Genomic DNA, 24,979 nt, shown 5'->3' with positions numbered 1-24,979 from the left:
GGATTTACATATGAAGACTGCATATTGGTGAACAGGATTGAATTTCCCACCGAATTGTATTACTCTTAATAAGATAGATATAGGAACAAGTGTTCTTTTTTTGTTGAGGTTTTCAACGAGTATACGTACAGGTTTGAATATAGATTTTATTTTGCAGGAATGAAGGTGATTTGATGCCACTCAAGTTTATGCTCGGTCGTTCCGGTAGCGGCAAGACGACCACAATTATTCAGCGAATTATCGACCAGATCAAGGAGCAGCCGGATGGTCCACCTATTCTGCTACTGGTACCGGAGCAGGCGTCATTCCAAGCGCAGTATGCACTGATCCGTACGCCGGAGCTACGGGGAAATGTGCGGGCACATACGTATGGTTTCCGCCATTTTGCCGAGTGGATCCTTCGGGAGACCGGTGGATCGGCACGCACGCCTATCGGAGACGAAGGTAAAAAAATGCTGCTATACAAGCTGATTCATGCTCATCAGCCGGAACTCCGGTTATTTGGAGCATCCAGTGATCAGTTTGGATTTATCGGTAAACTAAGTGAGTTATACACCGAGTTCAAGCATCATGCGCTGACTTCGGAAGAACTGGCACGCTATGTACAGCAGCCGGGAGCACAGCGCTCGCCGCTACTAAGTGACAAGCTTCATGATCTCCAGCGCATTTACCAGGAGTACGAGCAGGGATTGGCAGGACTATATGTGGATCGTGACGATACACTGACTGATCTGGCCGCGGCTATTCCGCAATCGGAAACTCTCAATAATGTAGAAGTATGGATCGATGGGTTCCATAGCTTCAGTCCACAGGAATATGCAGTAATCGCAGCCCTGCTGGAAAAAGCGGTATCGGTAACAATCACCCTTACACTGGATCGTACCTATGATCAGGAGCCACCCCAGGAGATGGAGCTGTTCCATCCGACCGCGCTAACGTATCGCAAACTGTCTCAGCTGGCAGAAGCGCTGGACGGAGCTGCTCTGCCATCGATCGAGAATCTGTCGGCATCTCCCGATAGTATACCGGTTCGTTTTCGCGGCAGTTCCCAACTGGCCCATCTGGAATATGGATATCGTCACCGGAGAGTGTGGCGTCCTTCTGGTGCTGATGAGAGCACTCGGGAACAGGATATTGCGATTCACAGCGCACTGGATCGCCGTTCGGAAATAGAAGCGGCTCTGCGCGAGATGGTACGACTCGCCCGCGAAAAAGGTGCACGCTGGCGTGATATGGCATTATTCGTTCGTACACTGGACGATTATGAATCGATGATCGAGCCATTGATGCAGGATTATGATATTCCCTATTTTATGGATAAAAGACGTGGTGTTCTGCATCATCCGCTGGCAGAATTCCTGCGTTCGGCGCTGGATATTGTGATGTATCACTGGCGATATGAAGATGTATTCCGCTGCATCAAAACAGGCATGCTGGTTCCGGATGACGGCCGTGTCAGTACGGAAGATCTCGACCGACTCGAAAATGCAGTACTGGCGACTGGTATTCATGGGTCACGCTGGACGGATGGACGCCCATGGCGGAATATTCCGGGCATTCATGTGGAGAATGAAGAAGATCGAAGCGAAAGTCAGCGTGCGGCTGCCCAGCGTATCGAGCAGGCACGGGAACTGGTCACCAGTCCGCTGATGACTTTTGAGAAGAAAATCAAAAAAGCACGTCATGCTACCGAAATGTGCATCGCCCTTTATCAATTGATCGAAGACTGCAATATCGCCGGACAACTGGAACAGATGAGCGGCAGTGCTGCCCTGGCAGGCGATCCGCTCCGGGCACGCGAACACGTGCAGATCTACGGTAGCATTATGGATCTGCTGGAGCAGATGGTAGATATTATGGGTGAAGGTGAACTGGATCTGACCACATTTGCCGGTCTGCTGGAGACGGGACTGTCCGGTCTGCGTCTGGGTATTATCCCGCCTGCGATGGATCAAGTGCTGATCGGTTCGATGGATCGTACCCGTCCAATGGATATACGATATGCATTTGTACTGGGTGTAAATGATGGGATTGTTCCTTCTGTATTTGTAGACGATGGCATTTTGAATGAGATGGAGCGGACGAGTATGTCCGACGATGGACTGGCTCTGGCGCCGGGAATTACGCGCCGTCAGCTGGACGAGCGTTTTCTGATTTACAATACGCTGACGATGGCCAGCGACAAACTGTGGATCAGTTACTCGCAGACCGACCACGAAGGTAGAGGACTGCTGCCATCAGAAGTCATTACCCAGGTACGCAGTTTGTTCCCTTTTCTGCAGCATCAACATAACCATCCGTCAGCAGAACAAGAGAGCGACCGGATCAGTCATCCGGCAACCACGCTGCCGCTGTTGATTGGACAGCTGCGTGACTGGAGCAGGGGAAGCCATATGCAGCCGGCATGGTGGCATGCCTATAACTGGTATACAGCACAGGCACAATGGCAGCCCCAGCTGCATATGCTGCTTGACTCACTCTTTTATGAAAATAGTGGTCGTCAGTTGAATGAGGATACGAGTCGTCATCTGTATGGAAGTGTACTGAGAACAAGCGTCTCGGGTATGGAGCAATTTGTCTCCTGTCCGTTTGCCCATTTTGCTGCTCGTGGACTTAAGCTGCGTGAACGGCAGGAATACAGGCTCAAGGCACCGGATATCAGCAAGCTGTTCTATGCTTCTCTGACCGATCTGGCCAAAGATCTCAAAAGTCAGGGCCGTAAATGGGGAGATCTCAGCCCCGAAGAATGTATGCAGGCTGCTGAAGCTGCTGTGGACAAGCATGTGCCGCGGCTGCAGGGCGAAATCCTGTTCAGTTCCAAGCGATATGGCTATATTACGCGCAAACTGCGTGAGATTGTAAGCAGGGCTTCCGTGATTATTGGAGAGCAGTCGCGTCGTGGAGACTTTGAACCATGGTATCTGGAACTGGTATTTGGTCCGAATGGGGATTGGCCGCCGCTGCGGTTCACGCTGGAGAATGGCTGCACAATGGAAATTGTCGGCAAGATTGACCGCGTGGATATGGCAGAGAGCGATCAGGGACTGCTCGTGCGCATTATCGATTATAAGTCCAGTCAGACCGATCTGAAGCTGCATGAAGTTTATTATGGATTGGCACTGCAGATGCTGACTTATCTGGATGTACTGTTGACTCATGCAGAAGATATGCTTGGACAAAAAGCTTCGCCAGCCGGTGCGCTCTATTTCCATGTGCATAATCCGCTGCTGCAATCCGGCAATCGTCTGACGCTGCAGCAGTCCCAGCAGGAGCTACTCAAGAAATTCAAAATGAAAGGTCTGCTGCTCGCTGACCGTGATGTCATTGGCCGGATGGATATGGAGCTGGACAAAGGATACTCGGCTATTTTACCGGTAGCTGTGAAAACCGATGGAGGATTCTATAGCAGCTCTGCTGTCGCTTCTCCGGATCAGTGGGATGAACTGCTGCGTAATGTCAGACAGACGGCCCGTGATATTGGAACAGGTATTACCGATGGACAGACCGATATTACACCGTACCGGATGGAACAGGAAAAAGCTTGCACATTTTGCGCTTACAAATCGGTCTGCCAGTTTGATGAATCGATCAAAGGCAATGCCTATAATATACTGAAAAAGCCAAACAAAAATGAAACGTGGGAGCTGCTGCAAAATCAGCAAAGCACGCAGAAAGGAGATCATTCCATTGACTAGTAGACCAACCGATTATCCCGAAATGCCAAGACCGTTAGATAGTACATGGACCGAAGACCAGTGGAAAGCCATCTCCCTGCGTGGCGGTAATATGCTCGTCGCTGCTGCAGCCGGCTCCGGCAAAACAGCAGTGCTGGTCGAGCGGATTATCCGTCAGGTGACGGATACAGCACACCCACTCGATGTAGATCGGATGCTTGTAGCTACCTTTACCAAAGCGGCTGCGACAGAGATGCGTCAACGGATTCGGGCAGCACTGGACAAAGAAGTGCTGCAGCGACCGGAAGATGAACGATTGCGTCGTCAATTGGCTCTGCTCGGTCAGGCTTCGATTACAACCCTGCATTCATTTTGTCTGGAAGTGATTCGTCGTTATTATTCACTGATTCCACTGGACCCGGGTTTTCGGATTGCCAGTGAGAACGAAAGCAGACTGCTGCGGCAGGAGATTCTGGAAGAGCTATTTGAAGAAAAGTACGGCGAAGAAGAAGAACGGGACTCCAAGCAGTTTCATCGTCTGATGAATTGGTTCGGCGGGGAACGAAGTGATGATGCAGCGATTGTACTGGTTGAACGGCTGTATCATTTTGCCCGCAGTCATCCATGGCCGGAACACTGGCTGCGTCAGACGGCTGCTCATTTTGAAGCTGCCGATGGTACAGTACTGCAGAATACTCCATGGGTGAGTTATATCATGCAGGATATCAGGGTCTCGCTGGAAGGTATGGAAGCACTACTGCAGCAAGGAATTGATACAGCGCGTCTGCCGGGTGGTCCGGCTGCCTATGCAGACAGTCTGAATGAAGATCTGGAATTGATTCATCAGCTGCAGGACGCTGTGATGCAGCAGCCATGGACAGAGCTGTACCTCACTTTCCAGAATGCCGGATTCGGCAAGCTCAAAGCAGTACGCAAGGAAGGTATTGATCCCAATCTGCAGGAGACTGTCAAGCAGCTACGGGAGAATGCCAAAAAGTCGCTGGCAGATCTGAAAACGTCCTTTTTTGGTCGTACACCGGATGAGTTCGCCCAGGAGCTGCGTGAAGCGGCTCCGCTAATGAGCGAGCTGGCCGAGCTGGTTATTCGCTTCAGTAATAAATACCAGCAGGAGAAACAACGCCGCGGTTGGGTCGACTTTTCCGATCTGGAGCATTATGCTCTGCAGATTTTGCGTGATCCGGCATCGGTGCCTGATCATCTACAGCCTTCTGCAGCCGCCCTGGAGTATCAGGAGCGATTCGAGGAAGTCATGCTGGATGAATATCAGGATACCAACTCGGTTCAGGAACAGCTGATTCGTTTGATTTCCCGGCAGGAACAGGGCAACCGGTTTATGGTAGGCGATGTGAAGCAGAGTATTTACCGCTTCCGTTTGGCTGAGCCGGGATTGTTTATGGAAAAGTATCATACTTACACAGAAGACTGGCAGAGTGAGGGACGACGAATTGATTTGTCCCGCAACTTCCGCAGCCGTCAGCAGGTCGTAGATGCCGTTAATATGATTTTCCGTCAGGTGATGAATGAGAAAGTATCGGAGATTCGTTATGACGAGCGAGCTGAACTGGTGGCCGGTGCCAAGTATCCCCCTGGAGAAGAACAGGCATATGCACCGGAGTTCTGGCTGATCGATCGGACGGGTGCTGAACGAACAGCAGATGCTGAAGACACAGCAGAATTGCCTGTGGGATCTGCTGCCGACGAAGCGGAACTGGAGGCAGCGCGACTGGAAGCTCAGGCTATCGCAGCACGTGTGCGCGAGATGGTATCGCCAGATGGGCGTCCACTGATGATTTATGATAAAAGTATAGACGGACTGCGTCCGGCTGAATACCGGGATATGGTTATATTACTGCGTTCAGTATCCATATGGGCACCTATGATCGTGGAAGAACTGCAGCTGCTTGGTATTCCTGCTTACAGTGATCTGGAGCAGGGTTATTTTGAAGCAGTAGAAGTGGATATTATGTTGTCTCTGCTGGAAATTATCGATAATCCGCAGCAGGATATTCCACTTGCTTCGGTACTGCGTTCTCCCATTGTCGGCTTGAATGAAGATGAACTGGCTGCAATCCGTCTATTTGGCAAAGACCTGTCTTATTACGAAGCGATGCTACTGGCAGCCGAGCAGACAGCTGAACACCCAGGAAGCTGGAACAGCAAGCTTCTGCGCTTTATAGAGCAATTATCCAATTGGCGTGCCCGGGCACGTGAAGAGGAACTGGGCGAATTGATCTGGCGGATTTACCGCGAGACCGGATATGTGGACTGGCTGGGCGGACTGCCTGGAGGCATCCAGCGGCAGAACAACCTGCGGATTCTATACGATCGTGCCCGGCAGTTTGAACGTTCCACCTCATCCCGAGGATTGTTCCGTTTCCTGCGCTTTATCCGCAGACTCAAAGATAATGGTGGCGATCTGGGATCGGCTGTATCAGGAACGCAGGAGAATGCGATTCGGGTTATGACAATTCACAAAAGTAAAGGGCTGGAATTCCCGGTCGTTTTCCTTGCTGGCATGTCCAAAATGTTCAACATGCAGGATCTGAATGCTTCTTTCCTGATGCATAAAGAACTTGGGTTTGGTCCCAAATTTGTAGATGAGGATACTCGGGTCAGTTATCCGATGCTGCCTAATCTGGCAATCCGCCGACAGGCGCTCAACGAACTGCTGGCAGAAGAGATGCGCGTACTCTATGTCGCATTCACACGTCCAAGGGACAAGCTGATCATGATCGGCACGGTACGTGGACTGGATAAGAAAATCTCAGCCTGGAGCCAGATCCAGAATTCGGATCAGCTGGAACTGCCGGATCACCTGCTGGCACGTGGACGCAGTTATCTGGATTGGCTCGGTCCAGCCATGATGCGTCACCGTTCGGCAGCCATATTCCGTGAACGAAATGAAGCAGCAGCAGGTCCTTATTCCGATTGTCTGGTAGCCGATCCATCTGATTGGCAGATTCGTATTATAGATAGCCGCGAGCTGCGTATCACGGATGAGAATGATGAACTGAGTTATGCAGGTCCACGCGAGAATGATCCCAAATGGCAGGCACTCCAGGAAAAAACCGAAGTAACACTATCACAAATCCACGACCATTTGCATACAGATACAGATACAGAGGATTGGCAAAGGATCGTTTATGATCGTCTGTCATGGCAGTATCCTTATGAGAATGCTGTGCATACTCCGGCTAAAACTACGATCAGTGAGCTAAAAAGACAGCTGGCAACCGAGGATGCTCCAGATGCCGATCTATGGGAAGGCATCTGGAATCTGCAGCCACTGCTGAATTCCTTTCCCAACCATAATGCAGAATCTGACCATACAGCTTTGTCTACATCTTTATCTCAGCCGAGGGAAGCGGCCAATAACGATACAGTAGAAGACATGACGACCTACAACCAGACATCGCCATCCAGTCTGTATCATGACGGTACACTCAAGCTGCAACGTCCCAAGTTTATGGAGAAACGCGGCTTGAGTGGCGCGGAACGGGGAACAGCTTATCATACGATGATGCAGCGTATTCCTCTGCATGCAGGTCCGGTTGATGCAGCGCTGGTAGATCAGGTTAGAGAACAACTGGTGGAACTGCAGATTTTGACGCAGCCGGAAGCCAAGGCTATAAAAACGGTGGATATTACTGCTTTCTTCACAAGCGAACTTGGGCAGCGTCTTATCCGTTCGGAATGGGTCAGACGCGAGATGGCTTTCAGCTACGGTATTCCTGTAAATGAACAGAACGATATTATGCTTACCCAGGGGATCGTTGATTGTTTGTTCCGTGAAAATGGACGAACTATTCTCATCGATTACAAAACTGATCGCATCGTAGCTCATGAAGGTGGTCTGACATCCTTGGAACAACGGTATCGTCTTCAGCTGGAATTATATGCACAGGCTGTTCAGGAATCGCTTGGACAGCAGGTGGATGAGTTATGGCTTTACTTCTTTGACGGTGCAACAGCAGTTAGACTAGATGGAGACAAATAATAAGTCTACTATATATGCTCATTTTCCGTGTGCCGATCACTGTTGTCCTGATCAGAATCAGTTATGAAGAGATAGGGACAGCAATATAAAGTCAATAGTATAAAGTCAGTAAAAATAGAAAAGTATAATTAACTATGATCAAACGTCATTAAGCAGCACTATTTGCACAAAGTGGTGTATGTACAACAACATGTATAACCAAGTACGTAACTGTCAGGGCCGCCTGTTCAAGGGCAGCCCTGCAGTTATGATGATAGATATAGAGGAGGAGTCCCATGCGTATTTTACATACGGCGGACTGGCATTTTGGCAAAACCCTGGAGGGCCGCAGTCGGCTGGAAGAGCAGATTGCCTTTGTGGAAGAACTAACCCGGATTGCTGATGACCAGCAGGCAGATCTTATTCTGATGGCTGGTGATGTGTATGATTCGGTCAATCCACCGGCAGCTGCAGAGCAGCTATTTTATGAAGCGGCAGCCAAATTAACTGCCAATGGCCGTCCAATGGTCATTATTGCAGGCAATCATGATCAGCCGGAACGAATCTCATCGGCGACGCCGCTCGTTCGTGGCCGGGGGATTCACTTATTAGGTGTCCCGGTATCAGAAGGAATACAGATTCATATTCCGCGTACATCCGAGACCGCTGTTATTGCGCCGCTCTCTTATCCATCCGAAGCCCGGTTGAATGAACTGCTCACAGACGACAATGAAGAGAATCTGATCCGGCGTGCTTACAGTGAACGAGTAGGTCTGCTGATGAAACAGCTGTCGGCAGGATTCCGCCCGGATACCGTTAATCTGGCGATGAGCCATGTGTATGTACTGGGTGGGGTAGAGACCGATTCGGAGCGTCCGATTCAGGTGGGTGGTGCCTATACGGTAGATCCGTCAGCACTGTATACTGGAGCACAATACACGGCCCTGGGTCATTTACATCGTGCTCAGGCAGTGAAAGGAGAAGGCATGATTCGCTATAGCGGTTCTCCGCTCGCTTACAGTTTCTCCGAATCCGGACAGGCCAAATCTATTACCATGCTGGATATACAGCCTGGTGGTATTCCGCAAATGGAAGAGATTTTTCTGACGAGCGGCCGCCCGTTGGTACGCTGGAAAGCCAAAGGTGGTTTGACCGAAGTCTATCAGTGGCTCGAAGAAGGCAGAGACCCTAATGCTTTTATCGATCTGGAGATCTCCTTACAGGAAGCACTGGCGATGAGCGATATTCAGAATTTGCGCAAAGCCTGCGGAGGAATCGTGAATATTCGCCCGGTGTACCCGGAGACCGAGATGCAGGAGCAGTTCAGTGAACGCTCGCAGCTGCCGGTACATGAATTGTTCCGTAAATTTTATGAACGTCAGACCGGTGGAGCTGTTCCGGAAGATCGACTGGTTGAGCTGTTCCTGGAACTGATTGATGCTGAAGATACGCTGGAACAATTGAATCAGGATCAGAATGAATAATATGAAGTGAGTACAACAAATACACAAACCAAATACACAAACGAATTCATTATCATCTTTGTAGATGGACAAAACAGCCGAGATTCGGGCTGGATCGATCCATATCACCATTGAAATACAAGAAAGCAGATTATATGTACAGATAGAGGGGATGCAGTATGAAGCCGATTACCCTGAAATTATCAGGCCTGCAAAGCTATCGTGAACAACAGGAGATCGATTTTACCGTTCTGTGCGAGACTGGTCTGTTTGGTATATTTGGACCTACAGGCAGCGGTAAATCCACTGTGCTTGATGCGATTACACTGGCTCTGTATGGCAAAGTGGAACGAGCACAAAATGGAACACAAGGTATTCTGAATCACTCCGAAGATGCCGTTTTTGTCTCCTTTTCATTCGAACTGCTGTCCGATCTGGGACCCCATACTTACCGGGTCGAACGCCGATTCAAGCGTACAGGTGACCATACGGTCAGCAATACAATGAGCCGGTTTATTGAATGCCTTCCTGATGGAGATCGTGTTATGGCGGACAAGCTAGGTGACGTGACCCGGTGCGTCGAAGAATATATTGGCCTCAAAATGGATGATTTCACCCGGGCTGTTGTACTGCCGCAGGGCAAGTTTGCCGAATTTCTTTCTTTAAAAGGCAGCGACCGGCGTCAGATGCTGCAGCGTTTGTTCCATCTCGAACGTTATGGCGACCGTCTGATGCAGAAGCTCAGTCAGCGGGTCAAGGAAACTGACAACCAGCTGGGCCGTCTGGCGGCTGAACAGGCTGGTCTTGGCGATGCCTCCGCCGAAGCGGTGAAGCTATCCAAAGAACGACTGCAGGCAGCTGTACAAGAGGCAGAGCAGGTACGCCTCCAATTACAGGAAATCACGGCACAGGCTGAACGACTGAGCCGCATACGTGAATTAATGAAGGAACAATCGATACTTCAGGTCAAATTAAAGGATCTGGATCAACACGAAGCAGATATACAAGCACTGGAGCAGCAGCTTCATGGAGCGGCTGCCGCGAATATACTACTGCCACTGCTGGATGCCTGGAAAACAGCACTTGCTCGCTTGCAACAGGAAGAAAGCCGTTCAGTCATGTTGCAAGACCAGCTGCAGCAAGCTGCTCAAGCTGCTGCACATGCTGCCGAACGTGAAAATGAAGCCAGACAGGCCCTGTCCCAAAATGAGCCGCGTCTGGTGCTGCGAATCGAGCAGCTTCAGCAGGCACTAAAGCTTCAGCAAGAGTGCAGCAGCCTGGAGAAGTCGCAGACGTTGCTGAATGCTCAATTGGAGCAGACACAGCAGCAGCTGGCTGAATTACGGCGTCAGTCAGAGCATGAACAGACTATGCTGGAAAAAGCAGAAAAACGGCGCGAAGAGCTGTCGATTCAGCTCAAAGCCTGTGAGGTGCGCAATCAGGACCGTAAAGAGTTGCAGGACGCCCAGCAGCGGCTGTCTGCACTGGATTCAGCGCGTGTTCGTCTGCAGGACATCCAGCAGGAGCATGAGGGTTATCGTCAGGCAGACCAGCGTGCTAGTGAAGCATGGAATGCACTGGAAAAGCAACAATTGCAGCGTAGCCACGAAGAAAATAGATTTTACCAGGCTGCTTCTCGGTTACTGCAGCAGCATCAGCAGAATGAACAGCAAATATCCAAATTTCAAAATGTTCTCCGGGATCATGAGCAGCAGTATCATCAGGCATCACGTGCTGCTGAATCTCATCGTCTGGCGGCAGTGTTGGCAGCGAGCTTGCAGGAAGGTGAACCTTGTGCAGTTTGTGGTTCGGTACATCATCCCGATCCAGCTGCAGTGCTTGCAGAAGCCAGCGGTTCGGCCGATAATCATGCAGAGCAGCTGAACCAGTTGGAGATGCTTCAGCAGGAAGCACGGCAGCTAAATGACCATATTCGTTCCCGACGCTTTGAACTGAACAATATATTGGGCGAATGGGAAGGAAATGTACCACATTCACAGTCTGTGAACGTTCCTGAGCAAGCAGACAGTGAACTGGGAAGTATAACACATACCCCTTCGGAAGATCCGGAGACAATAACCGATCCTGCGGCGATGAATACATGGTTCGCTACTGCTCGTCGACAAAACGACATACTGGAGCGTGAGCTGAATACACTCAAACAGGAGATCAGATCCTGGCGTCAGCAGCAGCGCGAATGGTCCCAGCGAACAACAGCCTTGCAGACTGAGCAGCAAAGTGCAGCCCGGCTGCTGGAGCAGTCCGTTATTCGTCTAAATACTGCGCAGCAGACGGTAAATAACCTTCTACAGGATTGGCAGTCCAATCTGGCTCATCTGACCGAAGAATCCGCTCGTGAAGGATTTGCCCGTATTGCAGCGCTGGACGAGCAGGCAGAGAAGATTCGGGAAGGTCTCGAAAAGAGTACCCCTTATATCGAGGAACGCCAAAAAGCGCTGCGTCACTATGAACAGCAGCAGAATCAGCTGGACAGACAGCATATTCAGGACAGCACCAGGTATGAAGGCGAACAAAAATTGCTGCAGGAGAAAAAGAATCGTCTGCAAGAATGGATTGGCAGCGATTCAGCCGATCAGCTAATCGGGCAGGTGGAATCAGAGCTGGCCCGTTACCGTCAGGAATCCGAGAGCTGTGTCTGTCAGCTGCGTGAAGCAGAGCAGCGTCAGCAACAGTCTGCGCAGGCATTGGCATTATCCGAACAATCTGCTGCTTCTGCGAGAGAACAGGCTGATCAGACCGGACAACAGTGGCAGCAGGCACTGGATGCTTCTCCTTTTGCCAGTGCGGACGATGTGAATGCTGCCCGGATGGAAGAACAGCAGCTGCAGCTCAGCCGTCAGCGAATAGATCTTCATCGTGAACAGCAGCGGGAGCTAACCCTTCATCTGCGTGAAGTAGAGACCAAGCTGGATGGACAGAGCATTACCGAGCAGCAGTGGGAAGAAATCCAGCAGCGCTGGACAGAGGCCCGTCAGGCGGATGAAACTGCTCTGGAGAACAGAGCCAAGGCTTCAAGAGACTTTGAAGATCTGGAGCATCGCCATGTGCGCTGGCTGGAGCTGGAGAATGAACGTACTACGCTCGCCGTGGAAGCCGGACATTTGTCCAAACTGCAGGCCAGTATGCGTGGCAATGCTTTTGTAGAATATATTGCCGAAGAGCAGCTAATGCAGGTGAGTCTCGCTGCCTCGGAACGTCTTCGTTTCCTGACCAAGCAGCGCTATTCGCTGGAAGTGGATTCCGGCGGTGGATTTGTTATTTGCGATAATGGGAATGGCGGAATACGGCGTCCGGTATCGACATTGTCCGGTGGAGAGACTTTCCTGACTTCATTGTCGCTTGCTCTGGCACTATCTGCCCAGATCCAGCTGCGGGGACGTTATCCATTGCAATTCTTTTTCCTGGATGAAGGATTTGGTACACTGGACCCCGAACTTCTGGATACAGTGGTAACTTCTCTCGAGAAGCTGCATACGGACCGACTGTCGGTTGGTATTATCAGCCACGTGCCGGAACTGCGGATGAGGCTGCCGCGCAAGCTGATCATTGTGCCTGCAGAACAGGCAGGCAGTGGCTCCAAAGTCATGCTCGAGAAAATGTAAATTGCAAAGTAGCATGTATTCTAATTCATCAAAAATTCAAAGGAGCTATTTCTTATGACACAATCTGACTGCTTATTTTGCAAAATTGTAGAAGGTAGTATTCCAAGTAACAAAGTATACGAAGACGAACAACTGCTGGCGTTCCATGATATTGCTCCGGCAGCACCTGTTCATGTATTGATTATTCCCAAAAAGCATATCGATTCCATGAATGAAGTAACCGAAGAAGATCTTCCACTGATCGCGGATATCCATCGCACAGCGATTAAGCTGGCTTCTGAACTGGGAGTTGCCGAGAGTGGATACCGTCTGATCAACAATTGCGGTCCGGATAGTGGACAGGCCGTTCAGCATATTCATTATCATCTGCTTGCCGGTACCAAGCTGGGTGCATTGACAGGAATCTCTGATTCTCATGCTTAATGATCGATTTTGATAGAGGCAGAGTAAGAATGATTTCTATCTGTGTCCTGTGTATTACAAGATTCACGAGTGTGGTTTTCAATAATTATTCATAAAAGTGATTAATTTCCTATTTTTAGCTAAAATTAGGCTTAAAATAGTGTTTCCAATCCCCTAAAAACCGGGTATATAATATAACGTTAAAAAAATGACTGGAAAAAGCCCTGTTCAGGTTGACACTTCGTTCAACTTTCACCTATAATGAAAGTTGATAAGCCGTGTTATTTTTCCGGACGGTCTGGTCGGAGGGAGGGAAAACTGGTGTCTGAAACGAAAGTTCGCAAAAACGAAACAATTGATGCAGCACTTCGTCGCTTCAAACGCTCCATCGCTAAAGATGGCGTTCTGGCTGAGGTGAAAAAACGCAAACATTATGAGAAGCCGAGCGTAAAGCGTAAGAAAAAATCCGAGGCTGCGCGCAAAAGAAAGTTTTAGGAGGATTTATCCGTTATGAGTCTTAGCGAACGATTGAACGAGAATATGAAGCAGGCCATGAGGGACAAGGACAAGTTTAAATTGTCTACGATCCGCATGGTGCGTTCCACGATAAAAAATCTAGAAATAGATTTGAAACGTGATGTGAACGATGAAGAAGTGCTTGATATTCTTAGCCGTGAGATCAAACAGCGCAAAGATGCCCTCCAAGAATTTGAAAAAGCAGGTCGTGACGACCTGACAAGCAACCTTAGAGCTGAAATTGAGATCATTTCAGAGTATCTTCCCGCCCAGCTTTCTGAAGAAGAAATTAAAGTCATTGTACAGCAGACCATCCTGGAGACCGGTGCTTCTTCAAAAGCCGATATGGGAAAACTGATGAGCGCCTTGATGCCTAAGGTCAAAGGTCGCGCAGACGGAAAAGTTGTGAACCAAACAGTTCAACAACTTCTGCAATAAACAAATTCAAAAGCACCTTCTTTCTATAGAAAGAAGGTGCTTTTTTCTATCTTTTTCTTTAAACGGCTAGGGCTTATCTAGTTTTACCAGGAAATGTGACATTTTGATGAAACGTATTCATTGGTTTCACGTATAATAAAAAGAGTAGTTTTACCATTTCTAACTGTATTTTCGTATCGTGAGTCTGGGACCGTAGTATCCGTAGCAAGGCAACCTTCCGTATAACGAATAAGGTCTACTTGAACAGAAAGGGGCTACAATGCATGACGAACAAAACAGACGGTCGGACATATCAGCATCGTGTTCTGATATGGATATCCATGCTACTGTTAATAGTTACGATGGGTATTACGTCGGTGCATTCGGTATTTGCCGCAGCACCATCAACAGCTTCAAACGGTGCGGTCTATGTTATACCGGTTGATCGCGAGATTGAAGGAGGGCTGCAGAAGTTTCTGGCACGTGGTTTCCAGGAAGCACAAGATAATAAAGCCTCATGGATCGTGCTACAGATGAGTACACCCGGAGGAGAGATTCAAGCTGCAGAAGGCATTGGGGAAATGCTTCGCAATAGTCCGATTCCTACAGCCGTCGTCGTTCAGGACAGAGCAGCTTCGGCAGGAAGTTATATTGCTCTCAATGCAGACAAAATCTATATGCAGCCAGGCAGTACTATTGGTGCTGCAGCTGTAGTCGATAGCAGCGGTCAGCCTGTTAATGATGCCAAGCTGGTTGCATACTGGAAAGGTGAAATGCGTGCTGCAGCCCAGCTCCACTCCCGTAATCCTGATATTGCAGCCGGAATGACCGATGTCAATATATCCGTAGCTATGCCGGAAATTGGTCAGACTAAGGAAAAAGGGCAAATCATTTCTCTGACAGCACAGGAGGCTCAGAAGGTAGGGTATGCAGACGGAATCGTCTCTTCGGTAAACGAGGCTGTAGCGACACTTGGACATTCGCCAGCTGATATGGTTCTTGTAGAACCGTCAATTGGTGAGAATATTGCTCGTTTCCTTACACTGCCCCTTGTAGCGACTATTCTGTTGTTTGTCGGAATCGCAGGTATCGCGATGGAGATTCTGATTCCCGGCTTTGGAGTTCCTGGTGTTATCGGTGTAATCGCTTTTGGTCTTTATTTCTTTGGCGGTTATGCGGCAGGCTTCTCGGGTTCAGAGACATGGCTTCTGTTTGGAGTTGGTCTAGTACTTCTTGTACTGGAGCTGTTTATACCAAGCTTTGGTATTCTGGGTATTCTGGGAGCAGGCAGTTTGGTGACTGGTGTTGTCAAAGCAGCCTATGATACGAGTAATGCGCTGATATCACTTGGAATTGCTTTTGCAGCAGCAGCCGTATTTGTATCCATTATGGCTGTTGTATTCAAGAAGCGTGGTATCTGGAACCGATTTATTTTAAGTGAACAGCTTTCTTCGGATCAGAATTATATGTCCAATCTGCAGAGAGAATTGTTGCTTGGCATGGAAGGCGTCAGCCTTACTCCTCTCCGTCCATCCGGTACAGTAATTGTAGATGGACAGCATCTGGATGTGGTAACCCAGGGTGTCTATATTGATAAGAATTGTCCAGTACGCATTATTCGTATTGATGGCAGTCGGATCATTGTAGATGAGAAAGTCGCAGATACAGAAGGGCACGAGGGGATAGATCCACATCATGTTACCTGATCGCTTATGGCAAAGAAGAACGTAGCTTTTGCGTGCCAGCTGGCAGGCATCTTGAATGACAGTAGACTCTCTTGATCTTTTACTGCTGGTCTGCTGCCGTTCTTACATATTTACCTGCTTGTTATAGAGCTGGATAGTTAGGGATACTTCATCTTTATAGGGATGGATATATTGCATTTTGATTAATATTTTAAATGGATGCCGTCCAGCTATTGGGATCGTTCATCCAACGATCTGTTTTAACCAAATTTTAAATGGAGTGTGATACAGCCAATGAGCCCAAGTATTTTGAGTTTTCTGTTAATCGCCGTTGTTGTCATTGTTGTACTCAGTGTATTTTTCAGTTTCTTCCCGGTAGCCCTGTGGATCTCCGCCGTTGCTTCCGGTGTACGCGTCAGTATTATTACGCTTGTAGCCATGCGTTTGCGCCGCGTTGTACCTTCACGTATCGTTAATCCGCAGATCAAGGCGCACAAAGCCGGTCTGGGACTGAATTTGAATCAACTGGAAAGTCATTATCTGGCTGGTGGTAATGTAGACCGCGTGGTGAACTCGCTTATCGCCGCTCAGCGTGCCAATATTCCGTTGGAATTTGAGCGTGCAGCAGCGATTGATCTGGCAGGCCGCGATGTGCTGCAGGCCGTACAGATGAGCGTTAATCCAAAAGTAATTGAGACACCTGTTGTAGCGGCTGTAGCCAAAGACGGTATCGAAGTTCGTGTTAAGGCCCGCGTAACGGTACGTGCGAATATCGATCGTCTGGTCGGTGGTGCTGGTGAAGAAACAATCATTGCACGTGTTGGTGAAGGTATCGTTACAACTGTAGGTTCGAGTACTTCCCACAAACAAGTACTTGAGAATCCGGATCTGATCTCGCGTACCGTGCTTCAAAAAGGACTGGATGCCGGTACGGCTTTTGAAATCCTGTCTATTGATATCGCGGATGTGGATGTAGGTAAAAATATCGGTGCTATGTTGCAAACCGAACAGGCGGAAGCCGACAAACGTATCGCTCAGGCCAAAGCAGAGGAAAGACGTGCGATGGCAGTTGCACAGGAACAGGAAATGAAAGCTCGCGTGGTCGAGATGAGAGCACGTGTGGTCGAGTCCGAATCCGATGTACCACTGGCCATGGCAGAAGCACTGCGTAAAGGCCAGATGGGTGTAATGGATTATATGAATCTGAAAAATATCGAAGCAGATACGCAGATGAGAGGCTCCCTTGGCAAGGTGAACGATCCGAATCAGGGTGGCAATGATCAGCACCCGAATAAATAAGGATGTGTTGAATCAATGATGGACTGGATTTTTAGCAACATCTATATCGTGGTGATTATCGGCTTTGCTATTTTTACAGCAATCAGCAGTCGTTCAGGCAAAGGCAAAGCATCAAGGCGTCCATCTTCCATGCCGACTTTTGGTGGCAGCCCCCTGACTGGAGATCGTTCGAATCGTGAAAGCGCGCCACCTCTGCTGAATGACAATGGCAATAGCGCAGAAGAAGCACAGCGCCGTTACCACGAAGCGCAGCAGCGCTATAACACCTCTAATGACAGTTCGTATGAGCAAGATGAGAACTGGGGCGAAGAGGATCGTCGATATTCGAACGAATCGGAGCGGAGTCTTAGCAGAGAAGGTATGGGTACTGAAGGATTATCCAGTCGTCAGGCAGCAATGAATGAACGTCTGAACAGCCTGGAATCCAATCTGAATCAGCGTACGCATGGTATGACAACCGGTGGAGTATCTTTGAGAGGCACTGATGTACAGACTGAAACGGCACAAGCTGGCGCCCAACAGGTTCAGGCCGAGCAGCTACGGCAGGGGGTAATCTGGGCAGAGATTTTGGGACCACCACGTTCACGTCAATCCCAGGTCCGAGGCCGCCCAGCTAATCGCAATTCCTGAGAGATTCCGCTTTATGGCGAGAGTGTCTACAATGATGTTACTTTTTATGAACCGGTCTCCCAGAGGCCGGTTTGTTCTTTAACCCTGCTTCAAATAGAAAGATACGGGTGAATAATAAAACCATATGCCTCCAAAAAATTTTGCATGAGCACGCATACAATGGTAAAGTTTATGAGGAAGGCAGCATATACACCAATTCTATATATTGAGGAGATTGAGGCTATTTGTCAGAGCAAACGCAAAGCGTCAGAATACCCTTGCAAAATGCAGAAGAAGGCTTGTCATTGTTCGGTGCACAGGATAGTTTCCTGAAAATTATCGAACGCGAAATGGAAGCTAATATTGGCAGCAGAGAAGCCGATATTGTGATTCAAGGTCCTGTTCCGATTGTAGATAAGGTGCAGCAGTTATTTGAAGTACTGCTGGAACTGATCCGCAAAGGATATGTTCTTACCGAACGGGATATTTTATATGCTATTGAGCTTGCGAAGGATATGCGGGCAGATCAGCTGCTCGACTTATATAAAGGGGAAATTACCCAGACGTTCCGTGGCAAACCGATCCGTGTCAAAACAATCGGTCAAAAACATTATGTATCGACGATTCAGAAACGGGATATTGTGTTTGGAATTGGCCCTGCGGGAACCGGTAAAACCTACCTGGCGGTGGTACTTGCTGTAGCTGCCCTCAAGGAAGGCAAAGTGAAACGTATTGTGCTCACCCGTCCAGCTGTTGAAGCAGGCGAGAGTCTTGGTTTCCTGCCAGGTGATCTTCAGGAAAAAGTGGATCCTTACCTGCGTCCGTTATATGATGCGCTTTATGATGTTATGGGACAGGAACAGACTGCCAAGGCACTGGAACGTGGCTTGATCGAAATTGCGCCGCTCGCTTATATGCGTGGACGTACGCTGGATGATTCATTTATTATTCTAGATGAAGCGCAGAACACGACGCCGGAACAGATGAAAATGTTCCTGACGCGTCTTGGTTTTGGTTCCAAAATGGTAATTACGGGAGACGTTACCCAGATTGACTTGCCACGAGGCAAAAAGTCAGGTCTGGTAGAAGCCCGTCTTGTGCTGGACGGCATTAAAGAGATCGGATTTGTTACATTTGGCGAGCAGGATGTGGTGCGCCATTCACTGGTACAGAAAATTATCGTCGCCTATGACAGAGCATCGGAAAATCTGGAATAGCAGGCAGGCGGTCAGTGGGTACGCAGCAGCCGCACATTTTGAATATTCAGAAGTGAGAGGACTGTATGTATGATTTCCAAGGAACCGTCCCAACGCAATTCGTTCTACTCCAGACTGGCAGGATGGAAAAGCAGCAGGGGAACCCGCTATATTTTATTTGCAGTACTGCTTGTTCTTTTTTATGGAAGTCTGGCGCCCAATCTGGTACCGCAGCGTTTTGATATTCAGGTCGGTGCGGTCAGCGAAAAAGATATCGTGGCACCTATGCAGATTCCCAATAACAAAGCGACACTGCAGGCTCAGGAAACGGCAGCGGAAAAGGTCGAAGCGGTATACACCATTGTATCTATGCATAGAGATACCGTCATGTCACAAATGCTGGAACGTATTGAGTCGCTGAATCAGGACGATCAGATTTCCAGTTCGGACAAGGCACAAATATATAGCCAGGAGATTCCACAGCGTATTCGTAATTCGGTATCCAATTTTATCCGGAATCACCGCGAATCCGGTAACTATTCGGCGCAGCTAATGGATGAAATGCAGAAGACCATTTCCAATCAGACATACAGCATTCCCGAAGAGACCTTTCTGAAGATTCCGCGTCTGTCTACGGAAGAAGTTCAGCAGTTGAGTCAGGTAGCCACATCGATTGTCTCACGGCTAATGAGTGATCAGATTACAGATGCACAGGCTGCCAGAGCACGCGTAGCAGAGTTGGTCAGTACCAGCTCCCTTAATAGCCGTACGGCACGCGAAGTAGCGCAGGAACTAATTCGTGCTACGCTGACGGCTAACAAATTCTACGATGAAGAAGCGACCAAAGCTGCCAAAGTAGAAGCAAGGGAAAATACACCTGTTGTATATGTGAAGCAGGGAGATATTATTGTGCCTGCAGGGCAGGTTATTACCCAGGAAATGTACACGTTGCTGGATGAGAATAATCTGCTCAAAAACGAAGTGAATTACTGGCCTCAGCTGGGCCTGCTGCTATTTGCTTTTCTTCTGGTGCTGGGGATTTATGTATTCTTCCGTCAGAATGCCCAGAGAGGGACGCCCTACAATAACTCGCAGCTGCTGATGCTGATCCTGATTTTTGCGATCAGTATTGTAAGTTTCCATCTGGTACGTATTTTGCAGACCGGTAACTTCCCGTACTTTGGCTATCTGGTTCCGGCAGCGCTTGGAGCCATGCTAATTACGGTGCTGCTGGATATTCATCTGGCTTATGTATGTTCGGTAATACTGAGTATACTGGTCAGCGTAATTTTGAATATGCGGCAAAATGAAATATTTGATTACCAGTTTGGAATGTTTACATTGGTCGTCTCGCTTACAGCGATTCATTGTATACATCGTGCAAGCCAGCGTTCAACTATTCTCAAGGCAGGGATTATGACTTGTCTGTTTGGAGCATTGACGGTACTTGCACTTGTGTTATTAAATGATGAGAGCTGGACACGTATGACCGTAATGTATGCACTCGGTTTTGCTTTTATCGGTGGGTTGCTGACGACTGTGCTGGTACTTGGCTTAATGCCATTTTTCGAGACCACATTTGGTATTCTGTCAGCACTCAAGCTGGTGGAACTATCCAATCCGAATCATCCACTACTGCGCAAGCTGTTGATTGAGACACCAGGTACCTATCATCATAGTGTAATGGTAGGTAATCTGTCTGAAGCAGCTGCCGAAGCAATTGGGGCGAATGGGCTGCTATGCCGTGTCGGTTCGTATTATCATGACATTGGTAAAACCAAGCGTCCTGGTTACTTTATCGAGAATCAGAACCATATGGAGAACCCTCATGACAGTATAGATCCGAAGCTCAGCAAGTCGATTATTATCGCACATGCCCGTGATGGCGTAGAGATGCAAAAGGAATACAAGCTGCCCAAGCCGATTCGAGATATCGCCGAGCAGCATCATGGCACCACCTTTTTGCATTTCTTTTATCACAAAGCTCTCAAGCTGGCGGAAGAGCATGGAGTGGAACCTGATTTTACAGAAGATGATTTCCGGTATCCGGGTCCCAAAGCACAGACCAAGGAAGCTGCTGTGGTAGGGATAGCGGATAGTGTGGAAGCAGCGGTGCGTTCTCTGAACAAGCCGACAGTAGAACAGGTAGAGACCATGATTGAGAAAATTATTAAAGGACGTCTGGATGATCACCAGTTCAATGAATGTGATCTTACAATGAAAGAGCTGGATGTTATCGCCCAGACTCTTAAGGAAGCCGTAATGGGGATTTTCCATTCCCGTATTGAATATCCGGAAGACATCAAGAAACCGGAGATAAAGGAGAAAAAGGTATGAGTTTGCAGCTCGCTTGGGAGAATGAACAAACTGAATATGAAATTACCGGTGAGCTGATCTCGCTGCTGGAGCAGATTTTGCAAAAGGCAGGCGAGCAGGAAGCAGTTCAGGAAGGTGAGGTTGCTCTTACATTTGTCGATGATGAGACGATTCACCAGCTGAACAAGGAGTACCGGAATATCGATCGTCCGACCGATGTGCTTTCTTTTGCCATGCATGAATCCATGGATGATGAAATGGAGATCAACTATGGTACCGATTCTGCAGCAGATGGCGAACAGTTGCCGGGGGATATGCTCGGGGATATTATTATTTCGATTCCGCGTGCGATAGCACAGAGCGAGGATTACGGACATTCTGTTGAGCGTGAGATCGGATTTCTGTTTGTGCATGGATTTTTGCATTTGCTCGGCTATGACCATCAGGATGATGCGACTGAAGCGGAAATGATGGGCAAACAGGAAGCGGTATTAGAGCAGATCGGACTGACCCGCTAATGAAAAAGAGAACGTGGAGAGCTGTATTTTATTCTGCGATTGAAGGCGTGATCGCAACCTTCCGTACGGAGCGCAATTTCCGTGTGCATGTGCTGGCAACATTGGCTATTATTGCAGCTGGTTGGTTTTTTCATGTCGATGTTGGAGACTGGATGCTGTTGACGCTTGCCATTGCGATGGTGCTTGGCGCGGAACTGATGAATACCGCTGTTGAAGCTGCTGTTGATTTATGCTCTCCCGACTGGCACCCATTTGCCAAAAAGGCTAAAGATGCTGCGGCAGGTGCTGTGCTGGTCGCTTCTCTTGCTGCTGCTGTCATCGGTGCTGCTGTTTTTATCGGACCGGTACGGATCTGGTTGGGTTTTTGAATTAATGAGCTGGACGGATTGGATTTCGTCCGGCACCTATAAAGAACCTTTTTCTGAAGCCCGTAGGGGTAGCAGGAAAGGGTTCTTTTGATCGTTACGTTATAAATTTTTTGGACGAATTGAATGACTATCTGCTGAATGCAGTTTCGCTATGGGCGAATAGGCATAAATCGTGTAAAATAGAGATATACGGCTGTAGGATCAGTTACAGATTTTGGAGTCTGAACGACAGCCATTTTCCAAGTAGACTCAAATACAGTCAATGTATACAGGGACCTCTTCAATCATGGGCAATACCATTTCTTCATACCGAAATGCTTATCTGATCATACTTGTCTGATTATGAACCAACATTATGGATGAGATGCGTGACCACAACAAGGCGCGCTTATTTGATAAAGCAAGTTGCAGACTACAGAATAGTGAACATGAAGTTGAATTTTAGGGGGACCCTATGGAAGCATCACAATTACTACAAGAAGCCATTATCGCGCGTGCCAAAGCTTATGTACCTTACTCCCACTTTTCGGTAGGAGCAGCCCTGCTGGATGCGAGCGGCAAGGTGCACCATGGCTGCAATATTGAGAATGCGGGATACTCTCCCAGCAATTGTGCAGAACGTACAGCGCTATTCAGTGCTATTGCACAAGGGCAGCGCCCGGGTACTTTCAAAATGCTTGCCGTTGTCGGAGAGACCGATGAGCCGATTGCTCCATGTGGTGTATGCCGTCAGGTAATGGTAGAGCTGTGCCATCCGGATATGCCTGTACTGCTTGGCAATATGAAAGGCGATACCCGAATGACCACGATTTCGGAACTGCTTCCACATGCATTTGGGCCATGGAATCTGGATCAATAACTATACAGATTTGCCATGCCTGAAACGGATTCATTATTTTTAACAACCCTGGCGGATATCATACCGCTGATGAACGGAGTGTAATATGTCAAAAAAACAATTTAAATCAGGATTCGTCGCTATTGTAGGTCGTCCGAATGTAGGGAAATCCACCCTCATGAATCAGGTGATCGGTCAGAAAATTGCGATTATGTCCGATAAGCCTCAGACGACACGCAACAAGATTCATGGTGTCTATACAACAGATGAGATGCAGATTGTATTCCTGGATACACCGGGTGTGCACAAACGTCAGTCCAAGCTGGGCGATTTTATGAATCAGACCGCACTGAATACACTGAACGAAGTAGAAGCAGCATTGTTCCTCGTTGATGCGGCTGAAGGATTGGGCGGTGGTGACCGTTTCATTATTGAACATCTCAAAAAAGTAAAAACACCGGTTTTCCTTGTTATCAATAAAATTGATCAGGTTGCTCCGGAACAGCTGCTGCCGATCATCGACAAATATCGTTCGCTGCATGAGTTTGCCGAGATTGTACCGATCTCTGCGAAATTGGGTAATAATGTGAACACACTGCTGGAACAACTGGGCAAATATCTGCCGCAGGGACCTCAGTACTATCCGGACGATCAAGTAACCGATCACCCCGAGCAGTTTGTCTGCGCCGAGCTGATCCGTGAGAAGATTCTCCAGATGACACGTGAAGAGATCCCGCACTCTATTGCGGTAACGATTGAAGATATGTATACCCAGGAAAATGGTCTGGTAAATATCTCGGCTGTCATTTATGTAGAACGTGATTCCCAGAAAGGAATCATTATCGGCAAGCAAGGAGCTCTGCTCAAGGAAGTGGGCAAGCGCGCCCGTATGGATATCCAGAATCTGCTGGGTTCCAAAACCTTCCTGGAACTATGGGTAAAAGTGAAAAAAGACTGGCGTAACCAGGATCGGGTCCTCAAGGATCTGGGCTTCCACCGGGACGCTTAAAAATGGGGAACAGAGCATTGATGCAATGCTCTGTTCCTTTTGTAACCTGCTGTTCATCATAGCTGTCTATTTTAATATCATGGAGTATCATAGAGCGTTCCTATTTCTTTGAGGTACTCCAGTTCGGTTAAATATACCGTCTCATTTCATTGCTCCAACCAGCCCTAGATATAAAGGCTGGAATTTTATACAGATCAGGAGATGACGCATGCTATACAGAGTGCAAGGTATCGTCATCCGCAGCATGGATTACGGGGAAGGCAACAAAATCATGACTCTCTGTACGGAAGCACATGGTAAAGTTGCCGTATTCGTGCGTGGAGCCAAAAAAGCCAGAAGCCGTCACGGTGCGCTGGTACAGCCGTTTACGTATGGCGAGTTTTCCTTTATCCGTAGCGGTACGGGGATGGGAACGCTGAATCAGGGAGAAGTGATTGAATCCAATCACAAGCTGCGTGAAGATATTACACTGGCTGCTTATAGTGCTTATGCCTGCGAATTGGTGGATAAAGCCCTGCTGGATAATGAAACCGGTCATTTCTGGTTTGACCAGCTCAAATCGTACTTGTCTTTTCTCGGTGAGGGCCGCGATCCGGTTGTTCTGACTTCTCTGTTCGAGATGAAAGTACTTCAAGCAGCCGGATATGGACCACAGGTCGATGCCTGTATGTTCTCGGGAGAGACAGAGGGCAAGTTCTGGATCAGTGCTGGCCTGGGAGGCATTTTGTCGGAGAAAGAACGCCGTCAGGATCCGGCAGCTGCACTTGTATCGCCAGGAGTACTTAAGTTGCTGCGTCTGTTCAGCAGACTGGATATCCGCAGGCTTGGCAATATTGATGTCAAGGATGAGACACGTGCAGAGCTAAAAAAAGTCATGAATTCTTTTATGGAAGCTCAACTGGGTCTCAAATTGAAATCACGCCGCTTTCTGGAGCAGCTTGAACGTTACGAGATATAAATACAATCCGAATATGCAGGTATGCGCTAGAGAAAATAGATAGATACGATAAGGAACGCTATATCCATTTGTCTTGTATTTTATTTGTTCA

At 48.4% G+C, this 24,979-nt stretch carries 17 protein-coding genes; all 17 read left to right on the top strand.

The window, feature by feature from the left end; genetic code table 11:
- Positions 1–173: 173 nt before the first annotated feature.
- The 17 genes from addB to recO all read left to right on the top strand — a co-directional run bounded on the left by addB (position 174) and on the right by recO (position 24,888).
- The gene (gene addB, locus H065_RS0104600; protein ID WP_017811845.1) at positions 174–3,695 is read left to right on the top strand and encodes a helicase-exonuclease AddAB subunit AddB; all 3,522 of its coding nucleotides are present in this window, start codon (positions 174–176) and stop codon (positions 3,693–3,695) included.
- Complete coding sequence (gene addA, locus H065_RS0104595; protein WP_017811844.1) at positions 3,688–7,692, top strand: helicase-exonuclease AddAB subunit AddA; 4,005 nt, start codon at positions 3,688–3,690, stop codon at positions 7,690–7,692. The genes addB and addA overlap by 8 nt, the downstream gene beginning before the upstream one ends.
- A gap of 275 nt (positions 7,693–7,967) precedes the next feature.
- Positions 7,968–9,155 (top strand): exonuclease SbcCD subunit D, encoded by a 1,188-nt coding sequence (locus H065_RS0104590; protein WP_017811843.1) that lies wholly within the window; start codon positions 7,968–7,970, stop codon positions 9,153–9,155.
- A 158-nt stretch (positions 9,156–9,313) separates the two neighbouring features.
- Entirely contained in the window at positions 9,314–12,757 is a 3,444-nt protein-coding gene (locus H065_RS0104585) for an AAA family ATPase (protein ID WP_017811842.1), read from the top strand.
- Between the two features lie 54 nt (positions 12,758–12,811).
- Positions 12,812–13,180 carry a histidine triad nucleotide-binding protein gene (locus tag H065_RS0104580; protein WP_017811841.1) on the top strand — a complete coding sequence of 123 codons (369 nt, stop codon included), beginning with the start codon at positions 12,812–12,814 and terminating at the stop codon, positions 13,178–13,180.
- A gap of 300 nt (positions 13,181–13,480) precedes the next feature.
- Positions 13,481–13,654 (top strand): 30S ribosomal protein S21, encoded by a 174-nt coding sequence (gene rpsU, locus H065_RS0104575; protein WP_005547957.1) that lies wholly within the window; start codon positions 13,481–13,483, stop codon positions 13,652–13,654.
- Positions 13,655–13,669: 15 nt separating this feature from the next.
- Positions 13,670–14,113 carry a GatB/YqeY domain-containing protein gene (locus H065_RS0104570; protein WP_017811840.1) on the top strand — a complete coding sequence of 148 codons (444 nt, stop codon included), beginning with the start codon at positions 13,670–13,672 and terminating at the stop codon, positions 14,111–14,113.
- Positions 14,114–14,376: 263 nt separating this feature from the next.
- Positions 14,377–15,798, top strand: coding sequence for an NfeD family protein (locus H065_RS0104565; protein ID WP_017811839.1), 1,422 nt, complete (start codon positions 14,377–14,379; stop codon positions 15,796–15,798).
- Positions 15,799–16,071: 273 nt separating this feature from the next.
- Complete coding sequence (gene floA, locus H065_RS0104560) at positions 16,072–17,076, top strand: flotillin-like protein FloA (protein WP_017811838.1); 1,005 nt, start codon at positions 16,072–16,074, stop codon at positions 17,074–17,076.
- A gap of 15 nt (positions 17,077–17,091) precedes the next feature.
- Positions 17,092–17,706 (top strand): YqfB family membrane protein, encoded by a 615-nt coding sequence (locus H065_RS0104555; protein WP_017811837.1) that lies wholly within the window; start codon positions 17,092–17,094, stop codon positions 17,704–17,706.
- Between the two features lie 224 nt (positions 17,707–17,930).
- On the top strand, positions 17,931–18,902 hold the full coding sequence (locus tag H065_RS0104550; protein ID WP_026136033.1) for a PhoH family protein: 972 nt from the start codon (positions 17,931–17,933) through the stop codon (positions 18,900–18,902).
- A gap of 69 nt (positions 18,903–18,971) precedes the next feature.
- Positions 18,972–21,218 (top strand): HD family phosphohydrolase, encoded by a 2,247-nt coding sequence (locus H065_RS0104545; protein ID WP_017811835.1) that lies wholly within the window; start codon positions 18,972–18,974, stop codon positions 21,216–21,218.
- A complete protein-coding gene (gene ybeY, locus H065_RS0104540; RefSeq protein WP_017811834.1) occupies positions 21,215–21,715 on the top strand; it encodes an rRNA maturation RNase YbeY in 501 nt (166 codons plus the stop codon). Before H065_RS0104545 ends, ybeY begins: the two co-directional genes overlap by 4 nt.
- Positions 21,715–22,083, top strand: coding sequence for a diacylglycerol kinase family protein (locus H065_RS0104535; protein ID WP_017811833.1), 369 nt, complete (start codon positions 21,715–21,717; stop codon positions 22,081–22,083). Before ybeY ends, H065_RS0104535 begins: the two co-directional genes overlap by 1 nt.
- A gap of 454 nt (positions 22,084–22,537) precedes the next feature.
- Positions 22,538–22,942: a cytidine deaminase gene (gene cdd / locus H065_RS0104530; RefSeq protein WP_017811832.1), complete on the top strand. Its 405-nt coding sequence runs from the start codon at positions 22,538–22,540 to the stop codon at positions 22,940–22,942.
- Between the two features lie 85 nt (positions 22,943–23,027).
- Entirely contained in the window at positions 23,028–23,930 is a 903-nt protein-coding gene (gene era / locus H065_RS0104525) for a GTPase Era (protein ID WP_017811831.1), read from the top strand.
- Between the two features lie 208 nt (positions 23,931–24,138).
- Positions 24,139–24,888, top strand: a complete 750-nt coding sequence (recO, locus tag H065_RS0104520; protein WP_017811830.1) for a DNA repair protein RecO — start codon at positions 24,139–24,141, stop codon at positions 24,886–24,888.
- The last annotated feature ends 91 nt before the right edge of the window (positions 24,889–24,979 follow it).

The sequence above is a fragment of the Paenibacillus shenyangensis genome (genome assembly GCF_000346635.1).
GTDB classification, from domain to species: Bacteria; Bacillota; Bacilli; order Paenibacillales; family Paenibacillaceae; genus Saccharibacillus; species Saccharibacillus dauci.
The sequence above is the reverse complement of the archived record's forward strand: the minus strand, read 5'-3'. Positions and strand labels throughout refer to the sequence as shown.